This window comes from Acinetobacter sp. ANC_7504 (assembly GCF_056779995.1).
Map to the genome: position 1 here is coordinate 1 of NZ_JBWYIZ010000015.1, position 18,385 is coordinate 18,385.

An 18,385-nucleotide genomic window follows, 5' to 3' on the forward strand; every position below is an offset into this window, starting at 1 on the left:
CGAACTCAGAAGTGAAACCTCTTAGCGCTGATGGTAGTGTGGGGTTACCCATGTGAGAGTAAGTCATCGCCAGCTCATTATTCTAAACACCCCCTTCATTCGAAGGGGGTGTTTTTTTATATATATAAAATTGAATTTCAAAATAATTAAATCCTTGTAATTAAATAAGAAGCTCCATTCAGTTAATTTATGCTAAACAATAAATGCCTTAGTGATAAGGCTAATATCATAAAAACAACCCAACTAATTAGTTGAAAAGCTAAATAATAAACAATAATGAATGGTTCAAAAAATGAATGATTTACAATGAAATTTTTATTTACAAATAGCATCAAAGTTGACTATTAAATAAAATGCCAATCCTAATTTGCAGATTGAGTATTGAAAATCAAGATTTCAGTCGAAAGGTTATATAAGAATTTATTCTTAGTAACTAAGAATAAATATAAAACTCTTAAAACTTGAATTTTCATGATTTTTTATGCCAATTGAATTATTAATCAATCTATTAAATGAATAGTCCACTAGAAAGTTGTATAGACAAAAATCCTAATTTATTGCATTTATATAAAATATGAATCTAGGTTCATTATTTTAAAAATACTCACAATTGGAGGTGAGATAAAAATGACAGCGCAGACAATGAATGTGAATGCTGTAATTGATAATGCAAAATTTAAACCCTTTCATTTATCAATCGTATTATGGTGTTTATTTATCGTAATTTTTGACGGTTATGATTTAGCAATTAATGGTGTAACGTTGCCACTTCTTATGCAAGAGTGGGGGATGACTTCTGTCCAAGCTGGGTTATTAGCGAGCACAGCGCTAGCGGGGATGATGTTTGGTGCGATGCTTTTTGGCATGTTGGCAGATAAAATTGGTCGAAAAAAAGTTATTTTAATTTGTGTAACCTTGTTCAGTGGTTTTACTTTTTTAGGAGGATTCGCAACTAATCCAACAGAATTTGGAGTTTTAAGATTTATTGCTGGACTTGGTATCGGCGGTGTTTTGCCAAATTTAGTAACTTTAACTTCTGAATATGCACCACAAAAATTGAGAAGTACCTTAGTTACGATTATGTTTAGTGGCTATGCAGTTGGCGGAATTATGGCGGCTTTATTGGGTGTAAAATTTACACCTGAATTTGGTTGGCAGATTATGTTCTTTATTGCAGGAATTCCATTATTAGTATTACCGTTTATATGGAAGTATATGCCTGAATCACTAACATTTTTAGTGAAACAAAAAAATTATGAACCTGCCTCAGAAATTATTAATAAGATTAATGCAGATTTAAATGTTAATTCTTCAACTCATTTGGTTCTAAACGAAATTAAACTACCTGATGCATCGGTTAAATCTCTTTTTACTGATAATAGAGCGACAACGACGTTGTTATTTTGGTGCTGCTTTTTTATGTGTCTTTTAATGACATACGCATTAGGAAGTTGGTTACCAAAGTTAATGATGGCTGCAGGTTATTCTTTAGGAAGTAGTTTAACGTTTTTACTTTCATTAAATATTGGCGCTGTCATCGGTACTATTGGTGGTGGAATTCTAGCAGACAAATTTCATCTCAAACCTGTAGTGATTTCGATGTTTGTAATTGGAGCTTTTGCTTTATTTGGATTAAGTTTCAATTCGCCGCCAATGGTTATTTATCTACTTGTGGCATTGGCTGGTGCAGCATCAATTGGTACAAGTATTTTAATATATAGCTATGTAGCGCAATCTTATCCAATTGCTGTACGTTCAACTGGGATTGGTTGGGCTTCAGCAGTAGGGCGTATAGGTGCAATTGTCGGCCCCATTGTCATTGGTATTCTTTTAGGAATGGAATTGCCGCACAAATGGAATTTCATTGCCGTTGCTATACCAGCAGTAATTGGTGCAATAGCCGTATTCTGTATTAAAAGGACAAAAGTGATTGAAACAGTTCCTGAAAAAATAAAAATCGCATCTTCAATTACACAGTAGAATAAAAGCCTCATAAGAGGCTTTTTTATAAATGTGATTTTAAATTTTTTTGATGCTCTTTTACCTGTTTGGCATAACGTTTACCTTGTTTTTTCATTTTTCGATTTGTGTTGTATCCAGTAGGTCCAACGTTGTAATAGGCCAGTGCTTTTTTCCAGCTACCAGCAGATTGATTATATTTTGATAGGATAAAAGTCCCACAATGTATATTAATATTTTCTTGAAAAAGGTCACCTGGACAAGATTGTTGCCAATATCTAGGGATAATTTGAGTAAGACCTACAGCACCTGCTGGTGATACTGCATAATTTCGATAACTCGATTCTTGTCGAATAAGAGCGGCCATTAACAGGGGGTCGACATCAAATTGTTGCGCACTTTGCACAATTAGTGGTGAAACTCTATTTGCGGTGTCTGGGTGTACAGAGTATGCCTTTTGAATACCTGTTGAAAGTTTTGCGGCGCGTTTTTGTACTGAACCACCACCTAAAGATGAGCAACCAACAAACACGATACACGATGATAGAACTAAACTATATTTAAGGAAAGTAAAGGATGGGGGAGGTGATTGTAAACGTTGTAAAAAAAGCAAAATAGTAACCGTGCAAATTCAATTTGCAAAAATCATAAGTAAGCTGGTGATTGGGGTCAAGCCCTAGATAAATTGGAGTGTTGTAGTTTTGCAATATATTGATGAGTAAGATAAATAGATCAGAAAAACTTTAAAATTGATTCAAAAATTTTCTTATAATAATGCCATTATTAAATGCCTGAAATCATCATGACGCCAGCTTGTAAATATTTGAAGAACAAAAAGATAGATTATTCTGTTCATGAATATGAGCATGATCCTAATGCTGAAAGTTTTGGTTTAGAAGCAGCTCAAAAATTGGGTTTATCTGTACATGAAGTTTTTAAGACTCTTCTAGTGACAGATGATGTCAATTATTTTGTGACAATTTTACCAGTGGACCATCAACTTAATTTAAAAAAGGCGGCGAATGCTTTCAGTTGTAAAAAACTTAAAATGGCTGATCCGAAAGTGGCTGAGCGTCTGACCGGTTACTTAGTGGGTGGGATTAGTCCAATTGCTCAAAAAAAGCGACTTAAGACAGTCATTCACCAATCGGCAAGTTCTCTTAAAAAGGTGTACGTGAGTGGTGGAAAACGAGGGCTAGATATCGGATTAGATCCTCAATCATTGGCCCAAGTATTAGATGCTCAATTTAAGGACATTGTGGATCACACTTAATGTTTGATCACTACATTTGACGTAGATTGGTTAGATATTCTTGAGCGATAAAAATTTCTTGATCATCAGTTGGGCATACCTTGTTCCATTGATGTTCTTGATCTAATTCCCAAGCACGTTGATTATCGTTCAGATAATTCAGTAGACCATCTTTAATAATCGTTTTCTTTAACTTTCTATCTTCAATCGGGAAACAAGTTTCTACTCTTGAAAATAAATTACGTCCCATCCAGTCTGCACTTGAACAATATAATTTTTCATTGCCCCGATCTAGAAAATAGTAGACCCGTGTGTGTTCTAAAAAACGTCCTACAATGGATCTGACGCGGATATTTTCTGATAACTGTGGTACTTGAGGTCTTAATGAACAGATGGAACGAATGATCAGATCGATTTGAACACCTGCATTTGACGCTTGATAAAGTGCCGCGATTAATTGTGGTTCAGTTAAAGCGTTAACTTTGATAATAATATGCGCTTTATGACCAGACTTAGCATGGTGGATTTCATTGGCAATGAGTTTTAAAAGCTGTTCATGCAAGGTAAAAGGTGCATGGAACAGCTTTTTAGGCTTTGCCATTTTTCCCATACCTGTCAATTCTTGAAAGATTTTATGGACATCTTCACAAATGTCATCATCAGTGGTCAGAAGACCGTAATCGGTATACATTTTTGCATTACCAGCATGATAATTGCCAGTTCCCAAATGAACATACCGTTTCAGATGATCTGCTTCTCTACGAACAACCAGAATCATTTTAGCGTGAGTTTTATAGCCCACGATGCCATACACAACAACAGCTCCAGCTTCTTGTAGGAGGTTGGCGACCAGGATATTGGATTCTTCATCGAATCTAGCACGTAATTCAATAATCGCAGTAACTTCTTTACCATTTCGTGCTGCTTCTGCTAAGACCTGAACGATCTCTGAATCTGGTCCGCTGCGATAAAGAGTTTGCTTAATTGCCAAGACATTAGGGTCTTTTGCAGCCTCTTTTAACAGGTTGATGACGGGTGAAAATGAGTCAAAAGGATGATGTAAAAGGACATCACGTTGTTTTAATACATCAAATATACTTTTTGATTGTCTCAATATCTTCGGTATCACGGGTTGATAGGGTTTAAACTTCAAATCTGGACAATCAAAATCTGAAAATAATCGAGCTAAATTTACAGGACCTTGAACACGATAGAGTTGTGAAGGTTCTAAAGAAAATTGTTCAAGTAGATATTGGTTAATCGTTTCTGGGCAATTGTGATCAATTTCAAGTCGAACTTCACGTCCAAATCTTCGCGAAGAAAGTTCATCTTTAAGAGCAACTGCAAGATCGTCTACATCGTCAGCTAAATTTAAGTCAGCGTTGCGTGTAACACGGAATTGGTAGCATCCTGTCGCCTTCATTCCTGGAAATAAGTCATTGATATGTTGTTGCAGAATAGCCGACAACAGGATGTAATGTTGCTTACCTTCGCATAAGTCATCAGGAATTTTGACCGCCCTTGGCAAAGTTCTCGGTGCAGGTACGATCGCGAGCTCAATCTGACGACCAAAAGCATCTTTACCTTCAAGTGTGACAATAAAATTAAGGCTCTTATTGACTAAACGGGGAAAAGGATGGGCAGGGTCTAAACTGATGGGCGTGATTACTGGTTGAATAAATTTACTGAAGTAGTTTTGAATCCATTCAGTATATTTATCTAAAATTCCATGATATTGAATAAATTCGATACCATAAGATTTAAGTTGAGGAATGAGCTCGTTATTAAGTATTTGATATTGTTCTTGAACCGCATGATGCGTTGTTTTAGATATTTGTTCTAAAATAATTTCATTGGGAATAGCATCAGGCGCAGTTGTTATCTGATTTAATTCGATCTGTTTTAAAAGTCCAGCAACGCGTATTTCAAAAAACTCATCTAAATTCCGAGAAAAGATGATTAAAAAATTTAGTCGCTCTAATAAGGGGTGGTGAGGGTCTTTAGCTTGAGCTAAAACACGTTTATGGAATTCTAATAATGAAAGTTCGCGATTTATGTAAGTATCTGAATTGTGTTGAAAGTTTTCAAAAGATTGCATAGTACCAATTATTGCTTTATAAGCCGTCAGGAAAGACCTTGCAGCGATGGTACGTTTGATGTGTGACAGTAATATTACATATTGTTGATGGGAATAAATAAACTTAAATAGATAGATTTGTTTAAGTTTTTAAAGAATAAAGCACACTGATGAGTGTGCTTTAAACATTGGATAAAAGATTTTAGAAGTCGTAACGCATGCCTACTGAGAGACCTAAAGCATCTTCACCTTGAAAAGCAGGTGCTTTGTTAGAGCGTCCTTCTGCCCAAGGATTAATGTTTGTATTTTTATCATTAAGTGCTGTTGCGATATTGCCATAAACACGTACAGCTTTATCTAGACGATGTTCAAGACCAAGTGCAATGAGTGTTGCATTTGCATCTGTCGTGTCTACATCACGATGCATAATTTGCCCACGGATATATGTTTTAGGAGCAAATTTATAATCGGCTGCAACACCAAAAACATGAGTATCTTGTTTAGAAATTACTTTATTAAGGTCAGAAATGCTAGCTTCTCCTGCAATAACTTCATCTGCAACTGCTGATACATATCCTGGGTTATCATAGGTCGTGTATTGGTAAAATGCACCAAGATTTAACTCAGGTGTGACTTTATAAGCACCTGCTAAACGGAAACCATCACGCTCACCACGACCAGCATCTTCTTGATAATGTTCATATGCAGCTGCGAAATCAATAGCACCTTCCTTAAAAGTTAAAGCAAGATCATAAGCTTTATCTTTGTTATCTTTTGCATCAGGTACTGTACCTTCGTGGAGAGAAAGTGCTGCTAATACATTGAAACCATTTCCAAGTTTTGGAGACTTATATTCAATTGTATTTGCATTACGTTCGTCAAAACGTTGATCAGCGACGCGAGTAACATTACGAATATCACCTAATTGATCGCCAAAGAAATTAACTGGGCCACGGGCAACTTTAAATGGACTATCAAAACGACCGACACGAGCTTGACCGAAATCGCCTTTTAAACCTACAAAAGTATCACGAGTAGCAAAATCAACACCGCTGCTATCAGATGAGCCACTTGCAAAGTTGATTTCTTGTTCAATTTGACCAAAAACGGTCATATCATTTTCTAGTTTTTGTTCAACTTTAAAGCCTAGACGAGATGAGTTAGATGATAGACCTACTTCATTATAATCTTTACCATCATCAAGGTAATCTAATGAAACATGTGCGCGACCATAAATTTTAACGTCAGCTGCCATTGCGATTGCTGGTGTAATAAGTGTTGCCCCAACTGCTAATGCGCAAAGTGTTTTTTTCATTTCTAGCTCCAGTAAAGACTGATTTTTTGTCCTAATAATCATGATCAGTAGTTTTTTTGTAACTACTGCTCTCTATTGGTGCTAAGTATTCATTACAAATAAGTCAGTAATATTAAGAATTTATTTCATTATCATTAAAATGGGTAGAAACAATTTATAGTAATCAAAAGGCATAAAACAAAAAAAAGGAGCCAAAGCTCCTTTTTTATGAGGATCTGTTATAAAGCAGCTTTAATCTTCTCAGCCAAAGCCTTGATACGCTCTTGATCACCCATTTGTGCTGCGTGTTTACCCAGTTCATGAATTGAACTTGGAATAAGATGGAAGTGAACGTGAGGCACGGTTTGCCCAGCTGCAGCACCAGATAACTGCATCAACACTATACCTTTTGCATCTAGTGCTGTTTCAATCGCTTTTGCAATTTTTTGAACGATTTGAATCGTGTACGCTGCAGTGTTTGGATCTAAGTCGAGTAAAGTTACGGCAGGTGATTTAGGGATGACTAAAGTATGACCATCTGCCTGAGGCATAATGTCCATAAATGCAAGAACTTGCTCATCCTCATACACTTTAATTGCAGGAAGTTCACCACGTAGAATTCTTGCAAAAATATTTTGATCATCGTAAGCCATAACTATTCCCAGAATGTAATTAGATTGAATTATTTACAGTTCAATTCTTTCTGACGTTGCTTAATGGAGTCAAGCTTTTGTTGCTCTTTTTCTGAGAACTTAGGTTTAGTTGTATTGCAATTTTCATTGCCGAACTTTGCCTTAGTATCTGGATCTTTAAAACAGAAGCCTTTTGATGCATAGATGATGTTGTAATCATCTTTAAGTTTTTCACACTCTTTTGTAGTATCGGCAAAAGCATTAACCCCAGCTGAAACAGATACAGCAGTAATTAAACCTAATAAAAACTTATTCATGAGTATCCTCATTTAGAAATGGACATTTGATATTGTCACATTTCAATTATATGGGCTTTATATGTGAATTCAATGGCGAAAATTTATTCTAAGGTAATTTTGCTCCATGATTCGTACATTTTAACTGCTGTCGAAAAATCACTATTAGGTTCAGCTATTGCATTAGCAGCACCAATTAGACTTTGAGTAAGCGTAATGACCGGTGCGGATAATTTTGCTTGATGAATGAGGTCTACTGCGATACCAGTGTCTTTGCTCAGTAACGGTAAGGCAAAAGTATTTGGAAAACTTCGATTTAATACCCGTTGAGGCAATACATTTTCAGTCACACCACTTTTACCACTTGAAGCATTGATGCACTCTAATGCTTCATTTAAATCCACACCATGTGCTTTAAGTGCAGTAAAACCTTCAGCAGCGGCACATAAGTGGACAGCCAAGAGCATGTTGTTCACTGCTTTCACAGCAAAACCAGATCCTGAGTCTCCTACATGCTTAATGAGTTTACCCATGGCTTGCATTGCTGGTAATGCTGCTTCAAAAGCAGCTTTTTCACCACCTACCATGAAGGTTAAAGTCGCATTTTCAGCACCGATAGTTTGTCCGCTAACCGGTGCGTCTAGAAAAAATACACCTTTTGATTTTAAAAAAGCTTGTTGTGCTTTAGCTGCATCAGGCACGCCACTGGTGCAGTCTACCCAAATTGATCCAGGTTTAATGTCGACTTGATGAATGATCTCATTGACTTGCTGACTCGTTGGTAAGCAACTAAAAATGATATCAGCGTGGGCAGCTTCTTGAAGTGATACAGCTTGTGTTTGATATTCAGTTGCATGTTGTTTGGCTTTCTCGAAATTTCGATTCCATACCAAAACTGATTCATAGTGTTTGGGTAAATGAGCTGCCATACGGTAACCCATTGCGCCTAATCCAATAAATGCAACTGTCGTCATTTTCTTTACTCTATTTGTGTTGAACGCTCTGCTAACCAGTGAGCAAGTTCAGGCCAAAATTGATCGGCACTTTTTTGACTCGACATTAAACCTAAATGCCCACCAGGAATAAGAGTAAACGTGACATCACGACTATTTGTCAATTCAGTCAATGGTCTAACAGCATCAGCTGTGACCATTTGATCGCTTGAACCCGCGCCAATCATAAGAGAGCAGTCTATATTTTTTAATTCGATTTTCTTATCTTGAAGTTCGATATAACCATTTTTTAGCGGATTTCTTAACCAGACATTGAATAACATATCTTGGTTTACCCCAGCAGGATAATCAATCATATGATTGAGGAAATAACCTAAAGTGGCATGTTCATGCAAAAGTTTTTTATCATCAAGATTCAGTAATAATTGTTTATGGCCTTCATACCAACCTTTTGGATCTAAAATTTTAAATCCAATTGCATTTAAAATACCTGGGGAGTGAATGAGGCGCTTAGGAATACGACCGTTATAAACTTTATGTTTGAGTAGACGAGTTCTTTCAAGATAGCGATTCATCTTAGCATATAGCTTTCCGATACTACCTGAAGCAAAGCTATCAATTGGACTACCTAAAACGATTAGATTTTTTACATGGTTCGGCTGTCTGAGCGCTGTGTACAACAGAACAAATATTCCCGCCATACTCCAGCCATGTAAAGAAATTTGATCAGATTTAGCGTGTGTGCGTATTTGATCGATACAATTCGGGATTGCATCATCAATAAAACCTAAAAAGTTGAGATCGCGATCTTTATAGCTAAAGTGTCCCCAATCCAATAAATACACATCAAAACCTTGCTCTGTATAATATTTGATAAGAGAACGGTATGGATAAAGATCATAAATATCCATCTTGATCGCTAAAGGCGCGACAAAGACCAATGGCTCAACATATTTTTTATTTTCAGATGCGTAATATCGAATTTTACTCGATTTATGAGTACCTATCACTTCATACGGCGTTGCTTGAGATAAAACCAAAGATTTACCGTAAAAAATGCGTGTCCCTAAATTTTTTAACTTGCTTTGTTTAGAACGCCAGTTAGTTTTTAAATGTTCCATGAAGGTTGAAGATCTCATAAGCATGTGATTTGAACGAAGTCTAAGCGATATTTATATATTTTACCTTGACCTTAAATGCTTTGGGCGCTCAAAATGTTGGCAATTATTCACAAAGGCAGTTTTTAGGACTGATTTAGAGCAATGAGCCAGCAAGACGACATTGAATACCAACTTGATACATTAGCACTTCGTACAGGTCATACGCGCAGTTTTGAAGGTGAGCATGCTGAACCGATGTTTCTAACTTCTTCATTTGTGTATGCAAATGCAGCAGAAGCAGCAGCTAAATTCTCTGGGAAAGAGCCCGGTAATATTTATTCTCGCTTTACAAACCCAACAGTCGCAATGTTTGAAAAAAGATTGGCTGCAATGGAAGGTGCTGAACGTGCAGTGGCAACAAGTACGGGTATGGCTGCGATCATGGCGGTGGCGATGTCATTCTTAAAGGCTGGTGATCATGTTGTATGTTCTCGAGCAGTATTTGGTTCAACCGTGGCCTTATTTGAAAAATACATTTCTAAGTTTGGTGTGACTGTCAATTTCGTTGATTTAACAGATTTAGATGCTTGGAAAGCTGCGATCAAACCAGAAACTAAACTACTATTTGTAGAATCTCCGTCAAATCCATTATCGGAAATTGCTGATATTAGCGCATTAGCAGATATCGCGCATGAAAATGATGCCTTACTCGCAATTGATAATAGTTTCTGTACGCCAGTGCTACAACAACCATTAAAACTGGGTGCGGATCTTGTCGTGTATTCAGCAACAAAATATTTAGATGGTCAAGGTCGTGCGTTGGGTGGTGCTGTCGTAGGTAGTCATCAATTACTTGAAGAAGTTTTTGGCTACGTTCGTACAACTGGGCCTTCTATGAGTCCGTTCAATGCTTGGGTTTTCCTAAAAGGTTTGGAAACGCTTCGTCTACGTATGAAGGCTCATTCTGAAAGTGCACAAAAGATTGCTGAGTGGCTTCATCAGCACGATAAAATCGAGAAAGTATTCTTTGCTGGCTTAGCGGATCATGTAGGTCATGATTTGGCTAAAAAGCAACAAAAAGGTTTTGGTGGTATAGTTTCATTCGTGGTAAAAGGTGGGCGAGAAGCTGCTTGGAAAGTAATTGATCACACTCAATTTATTTCTATTACTGGAAATCTTGGGGATGCAAAATCAACGATTACTCATCCTGCAACGACTACTCATGGTAAATTGTCTGATGAAGCGAAGGCTGCAGCTGGCATTGCAGAAGGTTTAATTCGTCTTTCAGTAGGTTTGGAAGACGTTGATGATATTATTGCAGACATTCAACGTGGTCTTGATTTAGTCTAATTTAAATTTGTTCGGAGTATACAAATGAACATTAACATGCTTATGCAACAAGCACAGCGCATGCAAAAGGAAGTAGAGTCCAACATCAAGAAAGCGAAAGAAGAGCTTGCACAGAAAGAAGTGCATGCTGAAGCTGGTGGTGGTTTGGTAAAAGTGACAATGACTTGCCGTAATGTGGTAAAACGCATTGAAATCAATCCAGAATTACTTCAAGACGATCCAGATATGATTGAGGATTTGATTGCAGCTGCTATGAATGACGCTGCACGCCAAGCCGAAGCGATTTCAGAAGAAACAATGAAGTCTGCAAATAGTGGTATGGGATTACCTCCTGGCTTGTCAGGTTTATTTTAAGGATATTGCCAAGTGTTCAGCGAACGGTTTGACCAACTCGTCCAAGCACTGCGAATTTTACCAAGCGTTGGGCCTAAGTCGGCTCAGCGCATGGCGTTGCATTTGATCATGAAGAATAAGCAAGGTGCTTTGGCATTATCTGAAGCACTTAGCGATGCCGCTGATCATATCCATGAATGTTCTATTTGCCACTCATTGACTGAGAATAAGGTGTGTGACATTTGTCTGTCGCAAGACCGAGATGATGCCTTGCTCTGTGTGGTTGAATCTCCTGCAGACGTGATGGCAATTGAGCAAAGTGGAAGTTTCAGAGGCAAATATCATGTATTGGGGGGGCATTTATCTCCTTTAGATGGTATAGGGCCTGAAGAGGTTGGCATACCTGCATTAGTTCAACGCTTAGCTGAAGGTCAGGTAGCAGAGGTTATTCTCGCTACCAATGCAACGGTTGAAGGACAGGCTACGGCACATTATTTGGTAGAAGCTACACGTCATTTGAATATCAAAATGACACGTATTGCTCAAGGTGTACCACAAGGGGGTGAGCTTGAGTATGTCGATAGTCACACCTTAAGCCAAGCAGTTCATAATCGTATGCAAATGAAATAAGCACAAATTGTGCTTATTTTTTTGATTAGAGAAATATCACTTTTCTGAATAGTTTTTTAGTCAAAAAAAATATTAAATTTTTCATGTTTTATAACTATTTACAGTGTATACATAGATTTGCTTGACGCTTTAATTGAAAATTTATATTTAAAATTGATAATTTAAGCTAAAATACATCTCGATACCAATCTAGCACATTGTTTTTTATGATGTTTCAATTTATCCAAGAGCAAAAAGAACTCGAGCATGTTTTGACACTAATGAGTCAACAAGATGTTTATGGTTTAGATACTGAATTTATCAAAGTTGATACACTATGGCCAAAATTGGGTGTCTTGCAAATCAATGTCGCAGATCAGGTGTTTTTATTAGACGGTACACGTCTAGATTTTTCGAGTTTCTGGCCTAAAGTTTTTGCTGCAAAGCAAAATATTTTCCATGCTTGTGGTGAAGATATTGATCTGATTTACCATTATTCAAAAGGCAATCATCTTAATAATGTATTTGATACTCAGGTGGCTTTGTCTTTTCTCGGACACGGATTACAGGTCAGTTATCAAAATGCGCTTAAAGAAATTTTAAATATAGAAATTGATAAAGATCAAACACGTTCAGATTGGCTGGCACGTCCTTTAACTGAAGAGCAAAAAGCATACGCAGCGAATGATGTCTTATATATTATGAATTTAGCCGATGCGCTAAAAAATGAATTAGAGAAAAAAGGGCATTATCAGTATGTACTAGAGGACTGTAAGAGCCTTACGCTTGAGATTGCGACAGAAACGCCGAAAGAGAAACTATACGAAGATGTCGGAAATTATAGACACTCTCGAAAGCAGTTAATGCAGCTACAATTGCTCAGTGTTTGGCGTGAAGAAATGGTGAAGGCTTTAAATCAGCCTCGAAGTTTTATTCTGAAAAATGCCACTATGATTGATTTGGTGGAAAAAAATCCAAAAAATACATTTCAATTATCCCAAGTTAAAAATATTCGTCCGAATGTGGTTCGTGAGCACGGTAAAACGATTTTGGATATTATTGCGTTGCTGCCCCCAATGGAAGAATGGCCATTACGAATTGCTCGACCAATTAAACATTCATCTAAAGATATTACACATGATGTTGATAACATGATTGGTAATCTTGCAGAAGAGTTGGTGATCCCCAAAGAAGTGTTAATGCGAAAAAAATGGCTCGGGGCTTTGTATCAGCATGTGGTTTTTCATGGCGATGAACAAGATTTACCTCAATATTTACTCGGTTGGCGTTATGATTTAATGACGAAGCCATTAATTGAGTTGCTTCATAAAGATGCACAATATTTGAGTATGCAAATGAAAGTCAATGAATGACTTCTCTCAAAATTTGATTAAAGAATTACCAGTCATCCTAAACTAGACTGATGCGTTAACAAACGCTAATGTTTCGCCGTTTTTTTTGATGTATGCTTTGCTTTGAGTTTAAAAGGTGTTGTTTGAATCATGTGGTGTGAAATCTACAAATCAAGTAAGAAAGACGAAATGTATATTTACGTTGCGCGTCCTGAACAAGCGGAAAACCAAGAAGCTGTTGATCCGTTATCAGTATTATCTGATGCAATGAAAAATGCATTTGGCCGAGCGACATTTGTGATGTCACTGGAATTACATGCAGAACGCAAATTGGCGCGTGCAAATGTTTTACATGTGATGGATTCAATTCAGACGAAAGGATTCTTTTTACAATTGCCGCCTGAAGGATTGATCAATCCTAATGCGGTAGAGCCAGAGGGACTACGCGGTGCGTGATAATCAAGTTGGAGGATGGGATCAGTTTGTTTCAATGTTGGATTCAATTCCAGAATATAACATTGCAATTACCGTCTATATTCTCGGAACTTTGATTATTCTGTGGTGTTGGTACGGCATAGCGAAACGCCTACCTTCACCTTTAGGTGGAGTGACTTGGATTTTTGTGTTTGCTATTTTGGCAACACCAACGATTTCTGAAGGTCCTAATTCCGCCTTAGCACCTGCAACTTTTGGTTTGATCTTTGGGGTATTAACAAAAGATTCACCTTTGATCTGGTCTAATTTCTCATTGATTGCCTTTGTTATTGCTTTAGGGTTATTGGCAGGTTATTTCTGGACTAAGTACGCTTCTAAACAAAAGAATCCGAGACACACATCGTCAGTGAAGACACCACCACTTTAATTATCCAAATAAAAAAATAAGGTTTCATTATGTCTGTTGATGCACATCAATTTACGGGTACAGATCAATATATCGCCACAGATAGTCTCAAGCTTGCTGTGAAGGCCGCTCGAGCGTTACAAAAGCCTCTTTTAGTGAAGGGTGAGCCAGGTACAGGTAAAACATTATTGGCTGAACAAGTTGCTGATAGCCTGGGTTTAAAACTGATTACTTGGCATATCAAATCAACGACGAAGGCTCAACAAGGTCTTTATGAATACGATGCCGTTTCAAGATTACGCGATAGTCAATTGGGTGATGAGCGTGTTTATGATATTAAAAACTATATTAAACCAGGTAAATTGTGGGAAGCATTTACCTCTGAAGAACGTTGCGTTTTATTAATTGATGAGATTGATAAAGCAGATATCGAGTTCCCAAATGATTTGCTTCATGAACTAGACAAAATGTCATTCTTTGTTTATGAAACTGGTGAAACAATTACTGCAACACAGCGTCCAATTGTGATCATCACTTCAAATAATGAAAAAGAACTTCCTGATGCTTTTTTACGCCGTTGTTTCTTTCATTATATTGAATTCCCAGATGAACAGACCATGCGTGAAATTATTGCAGTTCATTTTCCAAGAATTTCAACGACATTGGTCAGTGAGGCACTTCAGGTCTTCTTTAAGCTTCGCCAAATACCTGGTCTTAAGAAGCCACCTTCAACTTCTGAATTAATTGATTGGTTAAGCTTATTGATGGCTGATGATATGCCTGAAGATATTTTAAGAAACCATGATAAGTCAAAAGCAATTCCACCGCTGTATGGTGCGCTCATCAAAAATGAGCAAGATGTGCAGCTACTTGAGCGCCTCGCATTTATGACTCGTCGATAGGTGATACTATGTTCGTAAGACTGTTTTACACCTTGCGAAAATACGGAATCCCCGTAACGACGCGCGAGCTGATTGATTTAAATCAAGCAATTAGTCTAGGTTTGGTTTTTGCAGATCAAGATGATTTTTATCAGCTTGTGAAGACAGTCATGGTCAAGGATGAGCGTTACTTCGATAAGTATGATCGTGCTATGAAGGATTATTTTCAGGGCATTCAAACCTTTGATGTAGATGATTTACTCAGTAAAGTTAATCAACTTCCTAAAGAATGGTTTGATTTAGAACTCCTTGAAAAACACTTAACGCCAGAGCAACGTGAAGCACTACAAAGAGCAGGTTCTTTAGAAGAGCTCATGAAAATGCTGGAAGAGCGTTTGCGTGAGCAACATAAAAAACACCAAGGTGGTAATCGTATGATTGGCACAGGTGGCACTTCACCGTTTGGAGCTTTTGGTGATCACCCAGAGGGGGTGAGAATTGGAGGGCCGGGACGTAAAAAATCTGCGGTGAAAGTATGGGAACAACGTAAATACCAAAATCTTGATGATGATCAAATTTTGGGAACACGCCATATGCAAATGGCGTTGCGTCGTCTGAGAAAATTTGCGCGTCAAGGTGCTGAAGAAGAGCTTGATATAGATCAAACGATTCGCGAAACGGCTAAGCAGGGAATTCTTGATGTACAGATGGTGCCAGAGCGTCGTAATCGAATTAAAGTTTTGATGTTGTTCGATGTAGGCGGTTCTATGGATGCCTATATTGCACAATGTGAAAAACTGTTTAGTGCAGCCAAAACAGAATTTAAGACTTTAGAATATTTCTATTTCCATAACTGTCTTTATGATTACGTTTGGAAAGACAATCATCGCCGTACTTCGACAAAAATGAATACCTTAGATTTATTGAATACCTATGGTAAAGATTATCGAGTGATTGTTGTTGGTGATGCAAGTATGGCGCCATACGAATTAAAATCTGCTGGTGGTTCTGTCGAATACATGAATGAAGAGTCGGGTGAAATTTGGTTGCGTCGTTTGCGCCAGCATTATGAAAAGACGGCTTGGTTGAATCCTGAAACTGAGAATTACTGGCATTACACTCAAACGATAGGAATGATCAAAGAAATATTTGAAGATCATATGTATCCAATGACTTTAAAAGGCATTGAAGATATGACTAAATTCCTCTCGCGCTAACTTTTTTAAATTATATTCATCTAAAGGATCTTGATATGAGCTATCAAATCAATGGTGTGGCATTGCCAAATGAAGAAGGTTTTTTTGGTGAATATGGTGGTCAATTCATTCCACCTCATTTAAAAGCAGCAATGGATGAAATCAATGTTGCTTATGAAGAAATTAGTAAAACACCTGAATTTCAAAATGAGCTTTCAGAGCTGTTTGCGCATTATGTAGGTCGTCCAAGTCCTTTATTTCATGCCAAACGACTTTCAGAACAATTGGGCGGTGCTCAAATTTATCTGAAGCGTGAAGATTTGAACCATACAGGTGCACATAAAATTAACCATTGTTTGGGTGAAGCTTTACTTGCTAAATACATGGGCAAGAAAAAAGTCATTGCTGAAACTGGGGCAGGTCAACATGGTGTCGCATTAGCCACCGCTTGTGCCTTGGTTGGTATCCCATGTGAAATTCATATGGGTCAAGTTGATATTGAAAAAGAACATCCAAATGTCGTGAAAATGAAAATTTTGGGTGCGAATCTAATCTCAGTCACGCGTGGAACAGCAACATTAAAAGATGCTGTTGATAGTGCTTTCGAAGAGTATTTGAAAGACCCTGATAGCTTTATTTATGCCATCGGATCAGTCGTTGGTCCACATCCATTTCCTAAAATGGTGCGTGATTTCCAAGTAATTATCGGTGATGAAATTAAAGTTCAATCACAAGACAGATTTAACAAATATCCTGATTATATTGTTGCTTGTGTTGGCGGTGGCTCAAATGCAATGGGAGCATTCAGTGCATTCCTTAATGATGGTAGTGTGAAATTGATTGGTGTTGAACCAGCAGGACATGGTTTAGATACTGATCAACATTCGGCAACACTAACTTTAGGTAAACCAAGTCAACTTCATGGTATGGCGTGTTATGTACTGGAAGATGAAAATGGCGAGCCATTACCTGTGCATTCAATTGCTTCTGGATTAGATTATCCTGGTGTGGGGCCTCAACACAGTTTCTTAAAAGATATTGGTCGTGTTGAGTACTCAACAGCAACTGATGAAGAATGTCTGAATGCATTCATGACTCTATCTCGAGTTGAAGGGATTGTGCCTGCATTAGAAAGTTCACATGCTGTTGCTTGGGCGATACGCGAAGCTCCACAATTGTCCAAAGATACCATTGTTGTGGTGAATTTATCAGGTCGAGGTGATAAAGACTCGGACTATGTGGCAGAAAAATTAGGTTTAAATTAACACATAAAAAAACCAGCTTAGGCTGGTTTTTTTAATTACATTTCTGGTGGTTCTTCATTCAAAGGCGTAAGAATATTTTCAAAGGATGAAATTTCAATTGGAATGAGCGGAGTTTCAATTGAAAGATCTTGAGCAAGTGTTTCAGTCGCTTGTTGAGCTTGTTGAGCTTGTTGAGCTTGTTGAGCTTGTTGAGCTTGAACCATGGTTTTCATAATTTCATCAGCTGGTGCACTTAGTTCGTGTGCTTTTTTGCTGTCATATTTGGTGGCAAGTTCTTTTAAAATTGCGTAAGACAAATAACTCGTAAATGCTGGATTCTCAGATTTAACCTTGGATGGAAGTAGAGAAACGCAAGCGGCATGAAATAAACCATGTTGTACGTATGTTGCATTGAATGCAGGATCTTTAGCTTTATCAGGATCACCTAAATAACCAATTTTGAAGCCAATTTCAGATGCAGCACAGGCATTGGTTACTTCAGAAGAGGGATTGCGATAGTCAGCATTTTTTTTGAAATATAGCACTTCTGCGATCGACATCATTTCATCTTGAATTTCTTTGAGTCGGCCATCTAAGTTTGGGACTGCAAAATAATTTTTTAACTTAAATAGCGTTACAGTGCCTTCGAGCCATTTTTGGGGTTGTTCTGTATAATTCAAATTTGTATAACAGGCAGAAGTTTGCAGGGCGGCTTCAACAAATTCTTTGTTTTTTCTTGGATTTTTCATATCTTGATCAGCCCCTAAATATCCCATTTTGTAGGCTTTTTCATAGGTATTACATGCAGGCGTGATGAGCGTCTTTTTTTGATATGTTTTTGCTTTTTTTAGCAGCTCTATTTGATTCTTTATCGTTGGTTCAAGTTCAGATGCATAAGTGGAAGCAGTTACAAATAAAGCGGTGTAACACAATAACTTTTTATACATCATTAGTCCTTAGGCAAAAAAATTCCATAATGTGACGACTTTACTAATGCTGTTTAAATAGTTCAATGA

The 18,385-nt window shown here is 37.4% G+C and carries 19 protein-coding genes and 1 rRNA gene; 12 read left to right on the top strand and 8 right to left on the bottom strand.

What is annotated here, in order from left to right:
* Together rrf and AC1M9F_RS13060 are read left to right on the top strand one after the other, a co-directional pair.
* A 5S ribosomal RNA gene (gene rrf, locus AC1M9F_RS13055) occupies positions 1-75 on the top strand; the annotation flags it as partial.
* 552 nt (positions 76-627) lie between these two features.
* On the top strand, positions 628-1,980 hold the full coding sequence (locus tag AC1M9F_RS13060) for an MFS transporter (RefSeq protein ID WP_481597979.1): 1,353 nt from the start codon (positions 628-630) through the stop codon (positions 1,978-1,980).
* Between the two features lie 25 nt (positions 1,981-2,005).
* Here AC1M9F_RS13060 and AC1M9F_RS13065 read toward each other — a convergent pair whose 3' ends face one another.
* Positions 2,006-2,491, bottom strand: coding sequence for a lytic transglycosylase domain-containing protein (locus tag AC1M9F_RS13065; RefSeq protein ID WP_481597980.1), 486 nt, complete (start codon positions 2,489-2,491; stop codon positions 2,006-2,008).
* Between the two features lie 270 nt (positions 2,492-2,761).
* Between AC1M9F_RS13065 and ybaK the strand changes: the two genes are divergently transcribed.
* Positions 2,762-3,232 carry a Cys-tRNA(Pro) deacylase gene (ybaK, locus tag AC1M9F_RS13070; protein ID WP_481598007.1) on the top strand — a complete coding sequence of 157 codons (471 nt, stop codon included), beginning with the start codon at positions 2,762-2,764 and terminating at the stop codon, positions 3,230-3,232.
* 10 nt (positions 3,233-3,242) lie between these two features.
* Here ybaK and ppk1 read toward each other — a convergent pair whose 3' ends face one another.
* From ppk1 to AC1M9F_RS13100, 6 genes are all read right to left on the bottom strand, one after another.
* Positions 3,243-5,309, bottom strand: a complete 2,067-nt coding sequence (gene ppk1 / locus AC1M9F_RS13075) for a polyphosphate kinase 1 (RefSeq protein WP_481597981.1) — start codon at positions 5,307-5,309, stop codon at positions 3,243-3,245.
* 181 nt (positions 5,310-5,490) lie between these two features.
* Complete coding sequence (locus tag AC1M9F_RS13080) at positions 5,491-6,603, bottom strand: porin (RefSeq protein ID WP_481597982.1); 1,113 nt, start codon at positions 6,601-6,603, stop codon at positions 5,491-5,493.
* A 218-nt stretch (positions 6,604-6,821) separates the two neighbouring features.
* Positions 6,822-7,235 (bottom strand): HIT family protein, encoded by a 414-nt coding sequence (locus tag AC1M9F_RS13085; RefSeq protein ID WP_092768455.1) that lies wholly within the window; start codon positions 7,233-7,235, stop codon positions 6,822-6,824.
* Positions 7,236-7,264: 29 nt separating this feature from the next.
* On the bottom strand, positions 7,265-7,531 hold the full coding sequence (locus AC1M9F_RS13090; protein ID WP_035266544.1) for a YARHG domain-containing protein: 267 nt from the start codon (positions 7,529-7,531) through the stop codon (positions 7,265-7,267).
* An 83-nt stretch (positions 7,532-7,614) separates the two neighbouring features.
* Positions 7,615-8,484 (bottom strand): NAD(P)-dependent oxidoreductase, encoded by an 870-nt coding sequence (locus AC1M9F_RS13095; RefSeq protein ID WP_481597983.1) that lies wholly within the window; start codon positions 8,482-8,484, stop codon positions 7,615-7,617.
* A 5-nt stretch (positions 8,485-8,489) separates the two neighbouring features.
* Complete coding sequence (locus AC1M9F_RS13100; RefSeq protein WP_092768451.1) at positions 8,490-9,584, bottom strand: alpha/beta fold hydrolase; 1,095 nt, start codon at positions 9,582-9,584, stop codon at positions 8,490-8,492.
* A 141-nt stretch (positions 9,585-9,725) separates the two neighbouring features.
* Here AC1M9F_RS13100 and AC1M9F_RS13105 point away from each other — a divergent pair, with 141 nt between their 5' ends.
* The 9 genes from AC1M9F_RS13105 to trpB all read left to right on the top strand — a co-directional run bounded on the left by AC1M9F_RS13105 (position 9,726) and on the right by trpB (position 17,390).
* Positions 9,726-10,913 carry an O-succinylhomoserine sulfhydrylase gene (locus AC1M9F_RS13105; RefSeq protein ID WP_481597984.1) on the top strand — a complete coding sequence of 396 codons (1,188 nt, stop codon included), beginning with the start codon at positions 9,726-9,728 and terminating at the stop codon, positions 10,911-10,913.
* 24 nt (positions 10,914-10,937) lie between these two features.
* Positions 10,938-11,267 (top strand): YbaB/EbfC family nucleoid-associated protein, encoded by a 330-nt coding sequence (locus AC1M9F_RS13110; RefSeq protein WP_035266548.1) that lies wholly within the window; start codon positions 10,938-10,940, stop codon positions 11,265-11,267.
* A 12-nt stretch (positions 11,268-11,279) separates the two neighbouring features.
* Entirely contained in the window at positions 11,280-11,876 is a 597-nt protein-coding gene (gene recR, locus AC1M9F_RS13115) for a recombination mediator RecR (protein WP_481597985.1), read from the top strand.
* Positions 11,877-12,085: 209 nt separating this feature from the next.
* Entirely contained in the window at positions 12,086-13,228 is a 1,143-nt protein-coding gene (locus AC1M9F_RS13120) for a ribonuclease D (protein WP_481598008.1), read from the top strand.
* Between the two features lie 129 nt (positions 13,229-13,357).
* Positions 13,358-13,663 (top strand): YcgL domain-containing protein, encoded by a 306-nt coding sequence (locus AC1M9F_RS13125; protein WP_035266558.1) that lies wholly within the window; start codon positions 13,358-13,360, stop codon positions 13,661-13,663.
* Positions 13,664-13,697: 34 nt separating this feature from the next.
* Positions 13,698-14,069: a hypothetical protein gene (locus AC1M9F_RS13130; RefSeq protein WP_092768473.1), complete on the top strand. Its 372-nt coding sequence runs from the start codon at positions 13,698-13,700 to the stop codon at positions 14,067-14,069.
* Between the two features lie 29 nt (positions 14,070-14,098).
* A complete protein-coding gene (locus AC1M9F_RS13135; protein WP_092768445.1) occupies positions 14,099-14,950 on the top strand; it encodes an AAA family ATPase in 852 nt (283 codons plus the stop codon).
* 8 nt (positions 14,951-14,958) lie between these two features.
* The gene (locus AC1M9F_RS13140; protein WP_481597986.1) at positions 14,959-16,146 is read left to right on the top strand and encodes a vWA domain-containing protein; all 1,188 of its coding nucleotides are present in this window, start codon (positions 14,959-14,961) and stop codon (positions 16,144-16,146) included.
* A 35-nt stretch (positions 16,147-16,181) separates the two neighbouring features.
* Positions 16,182-17,390, top strand: a complete 1,209-nt coding sequence (gene trpB / locus AC1M9F_RS13145) for a tryptophan synthase subunit beta (protein ID WP_481597987.1) — start codon at positions 16,182-16,184, stop codon at positions 17,388-17,390.
* A gap of 35 nt (positions 17,391-17,425) precedes the next feature.
* Here trpB and AC1M9F_RS13150 read toward each other — a convergent pair whose 3' ends face one another.
* The gene (locus AC1M9F_RS13150; RefSeq protein WP_481597988.1) at positions 17,426-18,316 is read right to left on the bottom strand and encodes a hypothetical protein; all 891 of its coding nucleotides are present in this window, start codon (positions 18,314-18,316) and stop codon (positions 17,426-17,428) included.
* Positions 18,317-18,385 lie beyond the last annotated feature (69 nt).